This window comes from Dactylosporangium sp. CA-152071 (genome assembly GCF_050936335.1).
Classification (GTDB): Bacteria; Actinomycetota; Actinomycetes; order Mycobacteriales; family Micromonosporaceae; genus Dactylosporangium; species Dactylosporangium maewongense.
In genome coordinates, this window is record NZ_JBNJMZ010000001.1 from 5,341,470 (window position 1) to 5,354,901 (window position 13,432).

At 71.0% G+C, this 13,432-nt stretch carries 8 protein-coding genes; 3 read left to right on the forward strand and 5 right to left on the reverse strand.

Annotated features, from left to right (window positions below):
* The first annotated feature begins 121 nt into the window (after positions 1 to 121).
* A complete protein-coding gene (locus tag ACQEVZ_RS23860; RefSeq protein ID WP_433370031.1) occupies positions 122 to 1,246 on the forward strand; it encodes a hypothetical protein in 1,125 nt (374 codons plus the stop codon).
* 113 nt (positions 1,247 to 1,359) lie between these two features.
* On the opposite strand, the gene ACQEVZ_RS23865 is transcribed toward ACQEVZ_RS23860, so the two are convergent.
* Positions 1,360 to 2,361 (reverse strand): fatty acid desaturase family protein, encoded by a 1,002-nt coding sequence (locus ACQEVZ_RS23865; RefSeq protein ID WP_433370034.1) that lies wholly within the window; start codon positions 2,359 to 2,361, stop codon positions 1,360 to 1,362.
* A 99-nt stretch (positions 2,362 to 2,460) separates the two neighbouring features.
* Here ACQEVZ_RS23865 and ACQEVZ_RS23870 point away from each other — a divergent pair, with 99 nt between their 5' ends.
* Positions 2,461 to 3,426 (forward strand): lactonase family protein, encoded by a 966-nt coding sequence (locus ACQEVZ_RS23870; RefSeq protein WP_433370037.1) that lies wholly within the window; start codon positions 2,461 to 2,463, stop codon positions 3,424 to 3,426.
* Positions 3,427 to 3,434: 8 nt separating this feature from the next.
* Here the strand turns inward: ACQEVZ_RS23870 and ACQEVZ_RS23875 are convergent, their stop codons facing one another.
* Both ACQEVZ_RS23875 and ACQEVZ_RS23880 read right to left on the reverse strand, forming a co-directional pair.
* A complete protein-coding gene (locus ACQEVZ_RS23875) occupies positions 3,435 to 3,677 on the reverse strand; it encodes a hypothetical protein (protein ID WP_354889134.1) in 243 nt (80 codons plus the stop codon).
* Between the two features lie 169 nt (positions 3,678 to 3,846).
* Entirely contained in the window at positions 3,847 to 4,839 is a 993-nt protein-coding gene (locus ACQEVZ_RS23880; RefSeq protein WP_433370040.1) for a hypothetical protein, read from the reverse strand.
* 407 nt (positions 4,840 to 5,246) lie between these two features.
* Here ACQEVZ_RS23880 and ACQEVZ_RS23885 point away from each other — a divergent pair, with 407 nt between their 5' ends.
* Entirely contained in the window at positions 5,247 to 6,323 is a 1,077-nt protein-coding gene (locus ACQEVZ_RS23885) for a DMT family transporter (protein WP_433370043.1), read from the forward strand.
* Between the two features lie 223 nt (positions 6,324 to 6,546).
* On the opposite strand, the gene ACQEVZ_RS23890 is transcribed toward ACQEVZ_RS23885, so the two are convergent.
* Positions 6,547 to 12,348, reverse strand: a complete 5,802-nt coding sequence (locus tag ACQEVZ_RS23890; protein WP_433370046.1) for a ThuA domain-containing protein — start codon at positions 12,346 to 12,348, stop codon at positions 6,547 to 6,549.
* Positions 12,349 to 12,483: 135 nt separating this feature from the next.
* Positions 12,484 to 13,362 (reverse strand): helix-turn-helix transcriptional regulator, encoded by an 879-nt coding sequence (locus tag ACQEVZ_RS23895; RefSeq protein ID WP_433370049.1) that lies wholly within the window; start codon positions 13,360 to 13,362, stop codon positions 12,484 to 12,486.
* Positions 13,363 to 13,432: the final 70 nt, after the last annotated feature.

Sequence of the window (13,432 nt, forward strand, 5' to 3'; positions counted from 1 at the left end):
GCGATCCTAACGAAGATCACCAACGCCCGGGGGCCCGCTCGATCGACAACTGCCGCGTCACTTTGTCCGGGTTGGTCGTTGAACAGGCGATCGGATTTGTCGACCAGATTGGTTTACGAGGATGAACACGTGGTTTCGCCGGGCGGTCGGCACCGTCGGTGTGGCCGGCGGCATTTTGCTGCTCGGTGCCGGTGCCGCACACGCCGATGACGCCCTGGTGCCCGGCCAGCTGGACGATCTCTTGTCGCCCGCCGGCGGCCCCAACAACCAGTCGCTGCAGCTCGAGGCGCACGGCTCCCGCATCGACACGAGCGCGGACAGCAGCACGCAGGCGGGCCGTCGCACCACCTCGACGCAGATGAGCAGCCCCCAGCTGTCACGCCCTTCCGGCAGCTCCCGGCAACTGCCCAGCGTGCTGGACATGATCCCGACCGAGATGCTGGGGCTGCCCCGCGCGACGTCGAGCAAGGTCTCCAACCTGCAGTCGGTGCCGAACCAGCTGCCGGCCGAGGACTCGGTGGCGGCGCTGCCGCTGGTCGGTTCGCTGCAGCAGTTCGGTCTGCCGGGGGTTTCCGGTGTACCGGTCGCCGCCGGTGACACGCTGCACGGCACGTCGATCGCCGACACCCGCACCGCGTTCCCCGGCGTCCCGGGCGAGGCGACGAGCCTCCCGCTGGGCAACACCGCCGGCGGCGGGCTGCCGCTGGTCGGCGGTCTCGGCGGCGGCACGGGCGGCCTCCCGCTGGTCGGCGGGCTGCCGGTGCAGGGCACGCTCAAGCCCGTCGACGACTTCGCCATCCCGGTCGGCACCGGCGGCAAGCGCTCGGGCAACCAGCGGGTCCAGCGGATCTCGGGCACGGAGGCGGACTCGGGCCTGCCCATCGGCGAGCTCCCGCTCGGCGGCAGCGACGTGCTGAAGAACGACTCGATCACCGGCGTCCCGGTGATCGGCGGCGTCGGCCCGACCCCGGGCGTCAGCACCACCGCGGTCGCGAACCGTCTCGTGCCCACGACCGGCGCGCTGCCGCAGGCCGCGAGCCAGCTGCCGCTCGTCACCGAGAAGACCTACGCGCCGCGGCACGCTTCGGCGTACTCCCCGCGGCACTCCGCCGGCGCTTCCGCCTCGGCCTCGGCTTCGGCGGGTGCTTCGGAGGAGGCGCTGCCGGTGGTCGGCGGGCTGCCGCTGCTCAACGGCATCGCCGGCGGCAACCTCCCGCTGGTCGGCGGGCTGCTCGGCGGCCGCTGACCGTCCTCGCACAAGGAACGGCCGGCGGTCGCCGACCGTCCACACAGAAAGGCCGGCGGTCACCCGCCGACCGTCCACATGAGAAGGGCCGGCGGTCATCCGCCGGCCCTTCCTCACTTCCGTAGCGGCGCCCCGGCGTCGTGCAGGTGGCGCAGCGCCTGCGAGTAGGAGTCGACGAACGTCGCCGACAGGTACGGCACGCCGATCTCCGCGCAGTACCGCTCCACGATCGGCTGTGCCTTGCGCAGGTTCGGGGTCGGCATGTTGGGGAACAGGTGGTGCTCGATCTGGTAGTTCAGGCCGCCGAGCAGCACGTCGACCAGGACCCCGCCGCGCACGTTGCGGGAGGTGAGCACCTGCTTGCGCAGGAAGTCCAGCTCGTCGTCGCCGGTCAGGGTCGGCATGCCCTTGTGGTTCGGCGCGAAGGTCAGCCCCAGGTACAGGCCGAACAGCCCCTGGTGGACCGCGATGAACGCGACCGCGATCCCGGGTGACAGCAGCGCGAAGACGGCCACCAGGTAGGCGGCGAAGTGGCCGTACAGCAGGAAACCCTCGAGCTTGGAGCGCTTGATCCTGCCGATCGCGCGGGCGCTGGACACGTGCAGGTTGAACCCTTCCAGCAGGAGCAGCGGGAAGAACAGCACCGCCTGCCAGCCGCCGATGAGCCGGGCCAGGCCCTTCGCCTCGCGCGCCTGGCGGGTCGACCAGACCAGGATGTCGGGCGCGACGTCGGGGTCGTGCTCCTCGTGGTTGGGGTTGGCGTGGTGGCGGGTGTGCTTGTTCATCCACCAGCCGTAGCTCATCCCGATGCCGAGGTTGCCCACCAGCATGCCGAGGATCTCCGAGATCCGGGACGTGCGGAACACCTGCTTGTGCGCCAGGTCGTGGGCGACCAAGGCCACCTGGGCGAACGCGGCGGCGAGCAGCGCGGCGGCCAGCAGCGCCCACCAGGACGAGCCGATGAGGGCGAGGGCGGCCCACCCGCCGGCGTAGAGGGCACCCACCAGGGTGAACCGCAGGGCGTAGTAGCCGGGGCGGCGGTCGAGCAGACCGGCCGCACGGATGTGGCGGGACAGTGTCGTGAAGTCTGAGGTGCGGTCGGCCAGCAGCGTCATGCGTCAAGCCTCGCGATCGCGGGCCTCCGGAACGAGCCGGGCAGCCCCGCTGTTTGTGGTGGTGCTGCCCCTACCCTCAGGCCCCGTTAGGGTTGGAAGGTGCCAGTGCTCATCGGCTCCTACGCCGACCAGATCTCGTTCTTCGACGACGACTTCAAGCCGTCGGCCCCGCCGATCCGCGCGTCGTCGCCCTCATACCTGGCCGCCTCCGCCGACGGCGGTGTCATCTACACGGTGGCCGAGCTGGACGAGGGTCACGTCGCCGCGTTCCGCCTCGACGGCACCCCGCTGGGCTCGCTGCCGACGGGCGGTGCCTCCCCGTGCCACCTCGCGGTCGCCGGCGGGTTCGTCCTGTCCGCGAACTACCAGGGTGGCAGCGTCTCCGTCTTCGCCCTCGACGCCGGCGGCGGCCTGGCCTCGCGCACCGATCTCGTGCAGCACACCGGCAGCAGCGTGAACCCGGACCGGCAGAGCGCGCCGCACGCCCATCAGGTGACCGTGCGCGATTCCCGCGATCCCATGGTGTACGTGGTGGACCTCGGCCTCGACGAGATCGTCCACTACCGCCTGACGTCCTCGGGCGTCCTGGAGCGGCAGCGCGCCACGTCCGTCACCCCGCTGGGCAGCGGGCCGCGGCACCTGGTCCTGCACCCCGACGGCCGGGTCTTCGTCGCCAACGAGCTCGCCTCGACGGTCGCCGTGCTGGACCGCGGGTTCGAGGTCCTCGACGTCCAGCCGTCGGTGCTGGTCCCGCCCGCGGGCGACAACTTCCCCAGCGAGCTGCTGCTGTCGGCCGACGGCACGCGCCTCTACGTCGCCAACCGGGGCAACGACACCATCACCACGTTCGCCGTGACCGCCGGCGGCCTGTCACCGCTCGACGAGGTCTCCACCGGCGGCACCTGGCCCCGCCACTTCGCCCTGCTCGACGGCGCCCTCGCCGTGGCCAACCAGCACTCGGACACCGTCACGCTGCTGGAGCTGGACCCCGCCACCGGCGTCCCGCAGCCCGGCCGGACGGTCCTGGAGCACCCGTCCCCGAGCATGGTCCTGCACCTGCGCTGACGTCTGCCTCAGGCGCTCGCCTCCTTGACCACCATCGGCGCGGCGTTGAACTCCATGGCGTCGAGGGCGGCCCGCAACCTGGGCAGGTCGCCCTCGGCCAGCTGAAACGACGCCCGGCAGATCTTGTCCACCCACAGCGACACCACCACCGTGCCGCGCATCGGATGGCACGTCACCCGCATGGTGCGGTCGTCTCCCCGCACGTCCTCAAACACGTCGCCCGACTTGGGCAGCGCAACCAGCTCACCCATGTCCTCCATGCTGCGACACTGAACGCTCGTTCTACAAGCCTCCGGGCGGCTTCTCCCCCACTGCGTCATCCGCCGCAGCGCCGACCGCACGGTCCCCGGCCGCTCCCTCGCTCACCACGAGGGCGCATCGCGCCGGATGGAGGCGGGCATCCGCCGCCGCGGGCTGGTCTCAGGCGGCCTCGGTCAGCGAGGCGTTGCGGGCCTCGAGGACGGCGCGGATGTCCTGGGTGCGGTCGGGGTCGGAGGTGGCCGCGGGGTCGGCGCCGGGGCGGGTGGTGTCGGTGGCGCGGGCGTTCTTCGTGCGCTGCTGCGGGACGCGGCGCTGCTTGCGGGTGACGGTGGAGGCGGTGATCGCGGACTGGCGGGCGGCGTCGAGCGTGTCGCGCAGCTCGGCCGCCTCCTCGGCGACCCCCGCGGCCTCCTCGGCCAGGGCCTGGGCGGCGACGACCGCCACGTCCGCGGCCTTCACGGCGGCGCGCTCGGCCGCGGCGGCCGCGTCGTACAGGCGGCGGGCGCGGCTCTCGGCGGAGCGGCGCAGCTCGATCTCGCGGGCCTGCAGCTCGTGCAGCGGGTCCCAGCCGGACGCGCCCTTGAAGACGGACTCCAGGGCGTCGACGGTGATGTCGCCGCGCTTGAAGGCGGCAAGGGCGGCGCGGGACACCTCGCGCTTGCTCTCCTCGTCCTCGTCGCCGGCGTCGCCGGAGGTGGCCGCGGCGGCCGCGTTCAGGGCCTCCTCGTAGGCCTTCTGCGCCACGTCGAACGTCGTCCAGGCCACCTCGCGGGCCTGCTGCGCGGCGAGGGCGCGGGCCTGGGCCTCGCCGACCTCGAGCTGGGCGCGCTTCGCGGCGGCGGCGGTCGCGGCGGCCTGGCGGATCAGCTCGCCGGCCTCGACGCGGAGGCGGGCGCGCTCGGCGGGGCTGAGGCTGGCGTCGGCCTCGGCGACCTCGGCCCGGCGCTCGGCCCGGTCGATGCGGGCCAGGCTCCAGCGGGACAGGATCGCGGCGAAGAGGATGAACAGCACGATGACGCCCATCAGTGCGGCCCAGACCACGAGGGCGCCGGTGACGGGGTCGAGACCGAGGATGCCTCTGCCGCCGTCGAGGGTCCAGGGCAGGCCCTGACCCGAGGATGACCCGTGCGTGGCGGGTGCGGAAAGAGCCACGGCGCGACCTCCGGCTGTGCGTGTCGCTACAGCGTAAAGGTCATGACCCGGGCAGAGCGACCCATCGAAGGGTGACAATCCGATGAAAACCCGGACACGAATTGTCACGCCCACGCGTAAAAGGGCCGGTCAGCAGGGGTAACCCGGCGACGGACAGTGATGATCACCACGGCGCAGGCGGCCAGTTGTCACCAGAACGTGATCGTGGCTGGTAAATCAGGTGTCCCGCCGGCGGGTGATCGCTAACGTGCCCGCCATGTGCTTGCGTGTCGTGCTTTCGCCGCCCATCCGCTAGCGGGCAGGCGAACGACCCGGAGAAGCGTCACGGCCTCGCGCCGCGGCGCCGGTGACGGCTGCCCGAATCCCCAGCTCTGGCAGCGTCACGACAATTCGGGAGTAAGACATAAATGGGACATAACAGAGGACTGTTCTGTATCGCATTCGCGGGATTGGCCTGGGGTGTCGGCGGGTTTGTCGCCGCCGTTCTGTACGACCGCAGCGGACTCGGCCCGATCGCGGTCACGTTCTGGCGGTACCTCGGCGGCATCGCATTGCTCGCAGCCATTCGGCCATTCCAGAAAAACGGACAAAAACCACTTAACAAGCGCCGGCTGGTCCTCAACGGGCTGGGCATGGCGCTCTACCAGACGGCGTACTACGTGGCGATCGACCTCACCGGCGTCGCCGTCGCCACGGTCGTCGTGCTCGGATCGGGGCCGGTGCTGGTCGCGATCGGCGACCGGATCCTCTTCAAGGAGCGCGCCAGCGTCCCGACCGTCGCCCTCGCGGTGACCGGCCTCGTGCTGCTGGTGGGCATCGACACCGTCGACGCGGCGGGCCTCGCCGTGGCGTTCGTGTCCGCGGCCGGCTACGCCGGCGTCACGCTGCTCAACCGGGCGGGCAAGGAGGACCCGTTCGACTCGGCGCTCGGCGGCTTCGCGGTCGGCACCGTGGTGCTGCTGCCCCTGGCGCTGCTGGAGGGCCTGCTGCCGACCAGGGGCGGGACGGGAGAGACGGTGGCGCTGCTGGCGTTTCTCGGGGCGGTGCCGACCGCCCTCGCCTACGCGCTGTTCTTCGCGGGCCTGACGGTCGTGAGGGCCACGACCGCGGCGGTCGTGGCCCTCGTCGAGCCGCTCGCCGCGGTCGCCCTCGGCGTGCTGGTCCTGCACGAGCCGCTGACGAGCTGGTCAGCGGCAGGTGCCGGACTGTTGTTGCTGTCGGTGGTGATCGGTGGTCAGTTGGAGCGCCGCAGCCGCACGACGGCCGTCACCGCGAACGCCCCCGCCGCCACGGCCGCCGCCAGCCCCCACCACCAGAGGTGGGAGGACTCCCGTTCCGGAGCGGCGGCAGCCGCTGCGGACGCGGGTGGCGGCGACTGTGCGAGGCGCGACGTCACCACCGCCGTGGCGGAGACCGGGTTCGCACCCGGCCCGGTGACCTTGACGGTCCACGTGCCCGGTGAGAGCACCGGGCCCGAGGTGTAGAAGCCACGCCCCTCCGCCGCAGCGTTCAGCTGCAGCGGACCCACCGTCCGGCCGCCGTCCGCCGAGGCGGTCAGCACCAGACGGATGTCGCCCTCGGCGGGGCGGCCGTCCGCACTCAACGCGCGGACGGTCACCCCCTCGGCGCCGTCCCCGGCGACCTCGAGACTGAGGTCGCCGGGGGCGAACGTCAACGCCGCCATCATCAGCAGCGCGAGCACAACCTTCACAGCTTGCCGTTCTTCTTCACCCGGCTCGGGTCCTCGTCGAGCCGGCCCGTGCCCTGCAGGGACTTACCGGCGTTGGCCTTCACGCCGGCGTTGCTGGGCGGGGTGCCGCCGAGCCGCAACGTCATCGCGTCCGCGTCGCGGATCAGCGTGTCGCGCACCTCGGCCTCGGGCACCAGCTTGGCGGTCAGCAGGTCACGGAAGGACGCGAGCTCCTTCAGGGCCTTCTTGTCGTTCCCGCTCGCCTCGGCCTTGCGGGCCTTCGCGAGCTGGTCCGACAGCTGGGTGTACGCCTTGCTGGTCAGGCGGCTCGTCGCCTTGAACCGGTCCAGCAGGTTCTGCATGTCCCGGAACGAGGTGGTGACGAAGAACCGGACGGTGCTGGTGGTGGCGTTGCCGGCGTTGTCGGTGCCGACGACGACCAGCTCGTGCAGGCCGAGGTCGAGCTCGTACATCGCCTGCAGGGTGCCGGTCTGGTAGGCGCCGCCGTCCAGCGAGCCGGTGACGGACCTGATCCCGGAGACCGGGTCGATGGCCTGCCAGGTGACGCGGACGTCCTGGCTGTCGCCGTAGAGCTGGCCGTCGGCGAGGCCGGCGACGATGACCGTCGGCGCGGTGCCGTCGATCTTCAGGATCGCCGACTTGAGCGTCTCCGCGTTGCCGGCCGCGTCGGTGGCCTTGTAGAGCAGCTCGTGCTGGCCGTTGCCGGTGACGTTGACCGGCGTCGTGTACGGCGTCCAGGGGCCGCCGTCCAGGGACCACTCCACCTTGGTCACGCCGGAGCCGGCGTCGGTGGCCGCGAGGGTCACCGGGGTGGCCCCGTTGTGCCAGCCGGCGTCGGACGCCGGTGCGAACGCCGCCGTGGTGACCGGCGCGGTCGCGTCGATCTTCACGGTCGCCGTCTGCACGGCGGAGACGTTGCCGGCCTTGTCGGACGCGCGGAACTTGACGCTGTGCGTGCCGTCGCCGCTGACGGCGACCGGGGCGGTGTAGGCCGTCCAGGTGCTGTCGGCGTCGACCTGGTACTCGATCTTGTCGACACCCGAGCCGCCGGCGTTGTCGGTCGCCGCGAGGGTCACGGTGACCGGCCCGGTGTACCAGCCGTTCGACTGCGGACCATCCACAGTGGACGTGGCGACGGGTGCCGTCGTGTCCACCGAGGCGGTGCTGATCCGGAAGTAGTCGAACGACGCCGGCTTCGACGCCTTCTGCCCGGCACCGAGGGTGTACAGGCCCACCTTGGCGTTGGTCGCCACCGCGGCGTTGGTGAGCTTCTCCAGCGCGGTGTAGGTGACGCCGTCCGCCGAGTACGAGGCGGTGTAGACGTTACCGGCCTTGGCCAGCCGCAGGTACCAGACCGCGGCGGTCAGGTTGCTCGCCCCGGGCTGCGGGTTCTGCACGGCGCCGGCGATCTCGCTGCGGAACTCGATGCGCCGCGTGACCGTCTGACCCGCCTGGTTGTCCGCGACGAAGTCGAACTTGACGTAGTTGTCGTCGTCGCCGTAGACGATCAGGCCGCCCTGCTGGTACTGCTCGTTGAACAGCGAGCCGTCGACCTTCGTGTCCAGCGTGAAGTCACCCGTGGGCGCCTTCTGCAGGATGAAGTTGGACGGGTTGGAGTTGTCGGCGCCGTAGATGTCGCCGTTGGGGACGTCGATCTGCAACGCGCCGTTGCTCACCCGGTACTTCGTGGAGTCCTCCCGCAGGATGGCGTTCCACCGGCAGTGGTCCAGAGTGGATCCGGTGAACTCGTCGTTCGGGTTGACCGCGCCGGCCGGCTCGTCCGGGACCAGCTGGAAGTAGTCGAAGCTCGCGTTGACGACCGGGGCGGTGGTGCCGCCGTTGAGCGCGAACAGGCCGACCTTCGGGTTGGCGATCCCGGCGAGCGCCGCGGACCGTCCGACCGGGGTGAACGTGGTGCCGTCGGTGGAGTAGGACGCGGTCAGGTTGGTGCCGTCGGAGGCGATCCGCACGTAGTACGTGTCGCCGGGCTGGGCCGGGATCGCGTCGGCGCCCTCGTTGCGCGGGGTGCCGGCGGTCTCACGGATGAACTCGACCTTGCGCGAGTCGGCGTAGAGCAGGTCGACCTTGGCGTAGTTGTCGTCGTCGCCGTAGACGATCAGGCCCGCCTGCTGGTAGTTCGCCGACGTGGCCAGGGTGATCTTCGTGGTGGCCTGCCACGCGCCGCTGGGTGCCGGCTGCAGCACCAGGTTGGTCGCGTCGTTGCGGCTGCCGTAGAGGTCGCCGGAGGCGGTCGGCAGGATCAGCGAGCCGCCCGCGACGGAGAACGTCTGGTTCTCCCGGACGACCGTCCACTTCGCACGGTCCAGCGTGGACCCGAGGAAGTCGTCGGACTTCGCGCCGAAGCAGGACGTGTTCGGCGCCTCCGCCTTGACGGTGACGCTCTTGTAGCCCTTCGCTCCGCGCGAGTCGGTGACCGTCAGCGTCGCGGTGAAGGTGCCCGGTGCCGTGTAGGTGTGGCTCGCGTTCGCCGTCGTGGCCGTGCCGCCGTCACCGAAGTCCCACGCGTAGGTCAGCGGCGTGTCGCCCTCGGCGTCGGTGGCGGAGCCCGTGAACGCGACGTTGAACGGCGCGGTCCCGGTCGGCGGGGTGGCGGTCGCGGTGACCACCGGCGGCGCGTTGTCCGTCACGCCGCGGCCGATGAAGTCGACCCAGTTCACGTTGTAGCCGGCGCCCGATCCGGTGGCGATGAAGTACAGCGGCCCACTGGAGGTGCTCGGGGTGACGTCGAGGGTCAGGTCCACATAGGTCTGCCAGCCGCCCGTGCCCGGCACCGCGACGGAGCCCACCACGGGACCGTCGAGCGCGCCGGTGCGGACCTGGATCGTGCCGCCGCTGGCGTTGTTGGAGGCGGCGCGGATCCGCAGCTGGGTGATGCCGGTGAGGTTGGCCGGGGCGAAGGAGAACCAGTCGCCCTCCTCGACGAAGCCGATGTTCTGGAAGCCGCCCTGCGGGTCACCGGTCGTCTCGGTGCGCACGCCCGGGTCGCCGCCGGCGGTCGAGCCCGGCACCCGCCCGGTGGCCGCGAAGTACTCGGCCTGCTTGCGCTTCGGCTGCAGCTGCACCAGCGACCGCCCGGTGAGCGGGGCGGCACCGCCGACGCCACCCTTGTCCACATAGGACGCCTCGATGACGGCGAACACGTTCGCGTCGGCGCCGTGCCCGCTGGCCAGGGACGTCTGGATGGTGCCGCTGCAACCGGTCAGCTGGTTGAGCGGGTGGGCGTGCTCGTCGTGGCCCAGCAGGTACTGGACCTGGACCTTCGAGCAGTCGACCGTGCCGTCCTCCGGGTCGGTGACGGTGACGGTGAACGCGACCTGGTCGCCCCACTCGTAGAAGCCGCCGTTGGGCGGCAGCGTGATGGTGACCTTCGGCGCGGTGTTGCCGACGGTGACGGGCACGTTCGCGGTGGCGCTGCGGCCCTCCGAGTCGGTGACCGTCAGCTGGGCGGTGAAGTTGCCGTTGCTCGTGTACGTGTGGATCGGGTTGGCCTCGGTGGACGTGCCGCCGTCGCCGAACGCCCACGCGAACGTGATCTGCTGCCCGTCGGGGTCGCGGGAGCCGGCGCTGGAGAAGTGCACCGCCAGGGGCGCGAGGCCGCTGGTCGGGTCGGCCGCCGCCTGGGCGATCGGGGCCCGGTCACCGGCGGTGTAGTCGATGCGGTAGACGCCGGAGTCGTCGTTGTTGCCGCCGAAGCCGGTGCCCCACTCGATGAGGTAGAGCGAGCCGTCGGGGCCGAACTCCATGTCCATCGGCCGGATCGTGCTCATGCCGGCCAGCAGCTGGTTGATGTCCACAAGGGACTTGCCGTCGGCGCTGACCTGCATCGTGTACAGCTTGTTCTGGTTCCACTCGCCGAAGATGGCCTTGCCGTCGTAGTACGCCGGCCACTTCGTCTCGGAGGTGGAGTCGGCGTTGTAGCGGTAGACGGGGCCGCCCATCGGCGCGCCTCCGCCACCGATCTCGGGGAAGCGCGGGTTGGCGTCGTAGTCGTAGTCGACGGTCGCCGCGATGACCGGCGGCAGGTTCGTCAGGCCGGTGTTGTTGGGCGAGTTGTTGACCGGTGCGGCGCAGTCGAACGCCGGGCCGGCCGGGCCGGACGGGAACGTCCAGTCGCGGTAGGGCACGTTCGCGCCGGTGCAGTACGGCCAGCCGTAGTTACCGGGCTGCCCGACGATGTTCCACTCGACGGTGTTGCCGGGGCCGCGGTTCGGGTTGGGCTGGCCGGCGTCGGGGCCGTAGTCGCCGACGTAGAGCGTGTTGGTCTTCGGGTCGACGCCGATACGGAACGGGTTACGGAAGCCCATCGCGTAGATCTCGGGCCGGGTCTTGGCCGTGCCGGCCGGGAACAGGTTGCCCTGCGGGACCGTGTAGGTGCCGTCGGCCTGCGGCTTGATCCGGATGACCTTGCCGCGCAGGTCGTTGGTGTTGCCGGAGGTGCGCTGCGCGTCGTAGTCCTGCCGGCCGGCCCGCTCGTCGATCGGGGCGTAGCCGTCGGACTCGAACGGGTTCGTGTTGTCGCCGGTCGCGAGGTACAGGTTGCCGGCGCTGTCGAACGTCATGGTCCCGCCGGCGTGACAGCACGTGTTGCGCTGCGTGTCGACCTGCAGCAGCTGCTTCTCGCTGCTCAGGTCGAGCGTGTCACCGACGGCCGTGAAGCGGCTCAGCACGTTGCGCGGGCCGCCGCCGTTGGGCGCGTAGTACAGGTAGACCCAGTGGTTCTGGGCGAAGCCCGGGTCCAGGGTGATGCCGAGCAGGCCGTCCTCGTTGCCGGTGAACACCGGGATCGTGGCGGCCGTGACGGTGGTGTGGGTGTCGGGCTTGACGATCTGCACCCGGCCGTCCCGCTCGATGTAGAACACGCGACCGTCGGGGGCGACCGCGAGCTCCATCGGGTTGTTGGTGTTGCTGTCCAGCGTGACCTTCTCGAAGCTGCTGGTCAGCGTGGCGCTGCAGTCCGACTTCAGCACGCCCGCGGCGGTCTCGATGCCGCCGAGCAGGTGCGAGAGGAACAGCGGGTCGCTGTAGGACTCCTGGGTGTGGCCGGCGCCGGTGTACCAGGAGCGCCCGCCGTCGTAGTCGCGGCACCACGAGAACGGGTGGTCCGCGCCCATGGCCCCGGTCCCCGGCGTGTAGCTGGTCTCGTCCAGGCTGGCCAGGACGTGCACCTTGCCGCGGGGGTTGGCGCGGAAGTTGTACCACTCGTCGTAGCGGCTCCAGCGGTCCGGCAGGTCCTTTGTGGACGGGTGCGCCGGGTCCTCGACCTTGATGGTTGCCTGCTGCTGCGCCGGGTGGCTGGTGAAGTACGAGCCGACGAGCTCGCCGTACCAGGGCCAGTCGTACTCGGTGTCGCTCGCGGCGTGGACGCCGGCGTAGCCGCCGCCGGCCTTGATGTAGCGCTCGAACGCGGCCTGCTGGGTGGCGTCGAGCACGTCGCCGGTGGTGGACAGCCAGACGACGACCTCGTACTTGGCGAGGTTGGCGTCGGTGAACGCGCCGGCGTCCTCGGTGGTGTCGACGGTGAAGCCGTTGGCGGCACCGAGCTGCTGGATGGCGGTGATGCCGGCGGGGATGGCATCGTGCCGGAACCCGGCGGTCTTGGAGAAGACGAGCACGTCGAACGGTTCGACGGCCTGCGCCTGCGGCACCTGGGGCGCCTGGAGGGGGACGGTTTCAGCGGAGGCTGCGGCAGCCGGAATTGTGACGGCCGCGGTCGTGGTCAGGGATAAGCAGGCAAGGCTGAATAGCGCGCGTGCCGCGCGCCGGCGTTGGGTGAACACGGAGCTCCTTGTGCGGGGTGGACACAGGTCGCTGCGCGCAACGGTTCGCCGAAACCGCTGCGCGTAATGGGACCGGGGTCATCCCGCCGAGGAGTCGACCGGCCCGTGCGGTGGTTCGTTGTGTTACCTAACAAACTAGCCGCGCAGGGCGTCCCGGGGAAGAGCCACACCATGCCCGGTACACGCGCCGGTCAACGGACGCAGTCCGGGAAGCCTCGCCAGCCCGGCCGCGGTCGCCTCGTCGGCCGGGGTGTAGACGATGAGCCGCGCCTCGGGCGTCCCCGCGAGCAGCATGCTCTGGGTGGAAAGCCGCAGGTCACCGACGTCCCCGTGGCGGAAGATCTTCAACCGGCTGCCGGGCACCGCCACGTCGTGCGACTGCCACGCCGCAGCGAACGCCGGGCTGGCCGCGGACAGGTCGCGCACGAAATTCTCCCAGGCCGGCTCGCCGATGTGCCGGGCGAAGTTGGCCCGCATCGTCGCCGTCATCAACGGCAGCTCATCCGCCAGGTTTACGAACGGCATACAGCATTTCGGCGTCATGTACAAATGCCATAAGGCATTTCGCTCGGTTCCTTTCCGGCGCACGAGATCCGGAAATAGATCGGCGTAGACGGGATTCCAGGCGAGCAGGTCGTACCGTCCGTTGTAGACACAGGCGGGCAGCGTCAGGCTGTCCAGGATCAGCTGCACCTGCGGCTCGAGGGGGCAGCCGGCGGGCTGCGCGGTGAACGCGGGAACGTCGGCCAGCCGGTACAGGTGCTCCCGCTCGGCCTCGTCGAGCCGCAGCGTGCGCGCGATCGCGTCCAGGACCTGCACGCTCGCGTTGATCGGGCGGCCCTGCTCCAGCCACGTGTACCAGGTGACGCCCACCCCGGCGAGCTGCGCCAGCTCCTCCCGGCGCAGCCCCGGTGTCCTGCGCCGGAAGCCCGGCGGCAGGCCCACGTCGGCGGGGCTGATCCTGGCCCGTCGCGAGCGCAGGAACGCGGCCAGCTCGGCGCGGGACGTCGTCATGCTTCCATCTTCGGGCGGTGCCCATCCCGGTGCCAGGTGCTGCCGGTACCAGGATGAGCGGGCTCTCCCC

Coding starts and splice junctions, on each gene's coding strand:
- ACQEVZ_RS23865 (WP_433370034.1), bottom strand. CDS start 2,361: ATGACGCTGCTGGCCGACCGCACCTCAGACTTCACGACACTGTCCCGC.
- ACQEVZ_RS23875 (WP_354889134.1), bottom strand. CDS start 3,677: ATGGGTGAGCTGGTTGCGCTGCCCAAGTCGGGCGACGTGTTTGAGGAC.
- ACQEVZ_RS23895 (WP_433370049.1), bottom strand. CDS start 13,362: ATGACGACGTCCCGCGCCGAGCTGGCCGCGTTCCTGCGCTCGCGACGG.
- ACQEVZ_RS23860 (WP_433370031.1), top strand. CDS start 122: ATGAACACGTGGTTTCGCCGGGCGGTCGGCACCGTCGGTGTGGCCGGC.
- ACQEVZ_RS23885 (WP_433370043.1), top strand. CDS start 5,247: ATGGGACATAACAGAGGACTGTTCTGTATCGCATTCGCGGGATTGGCC.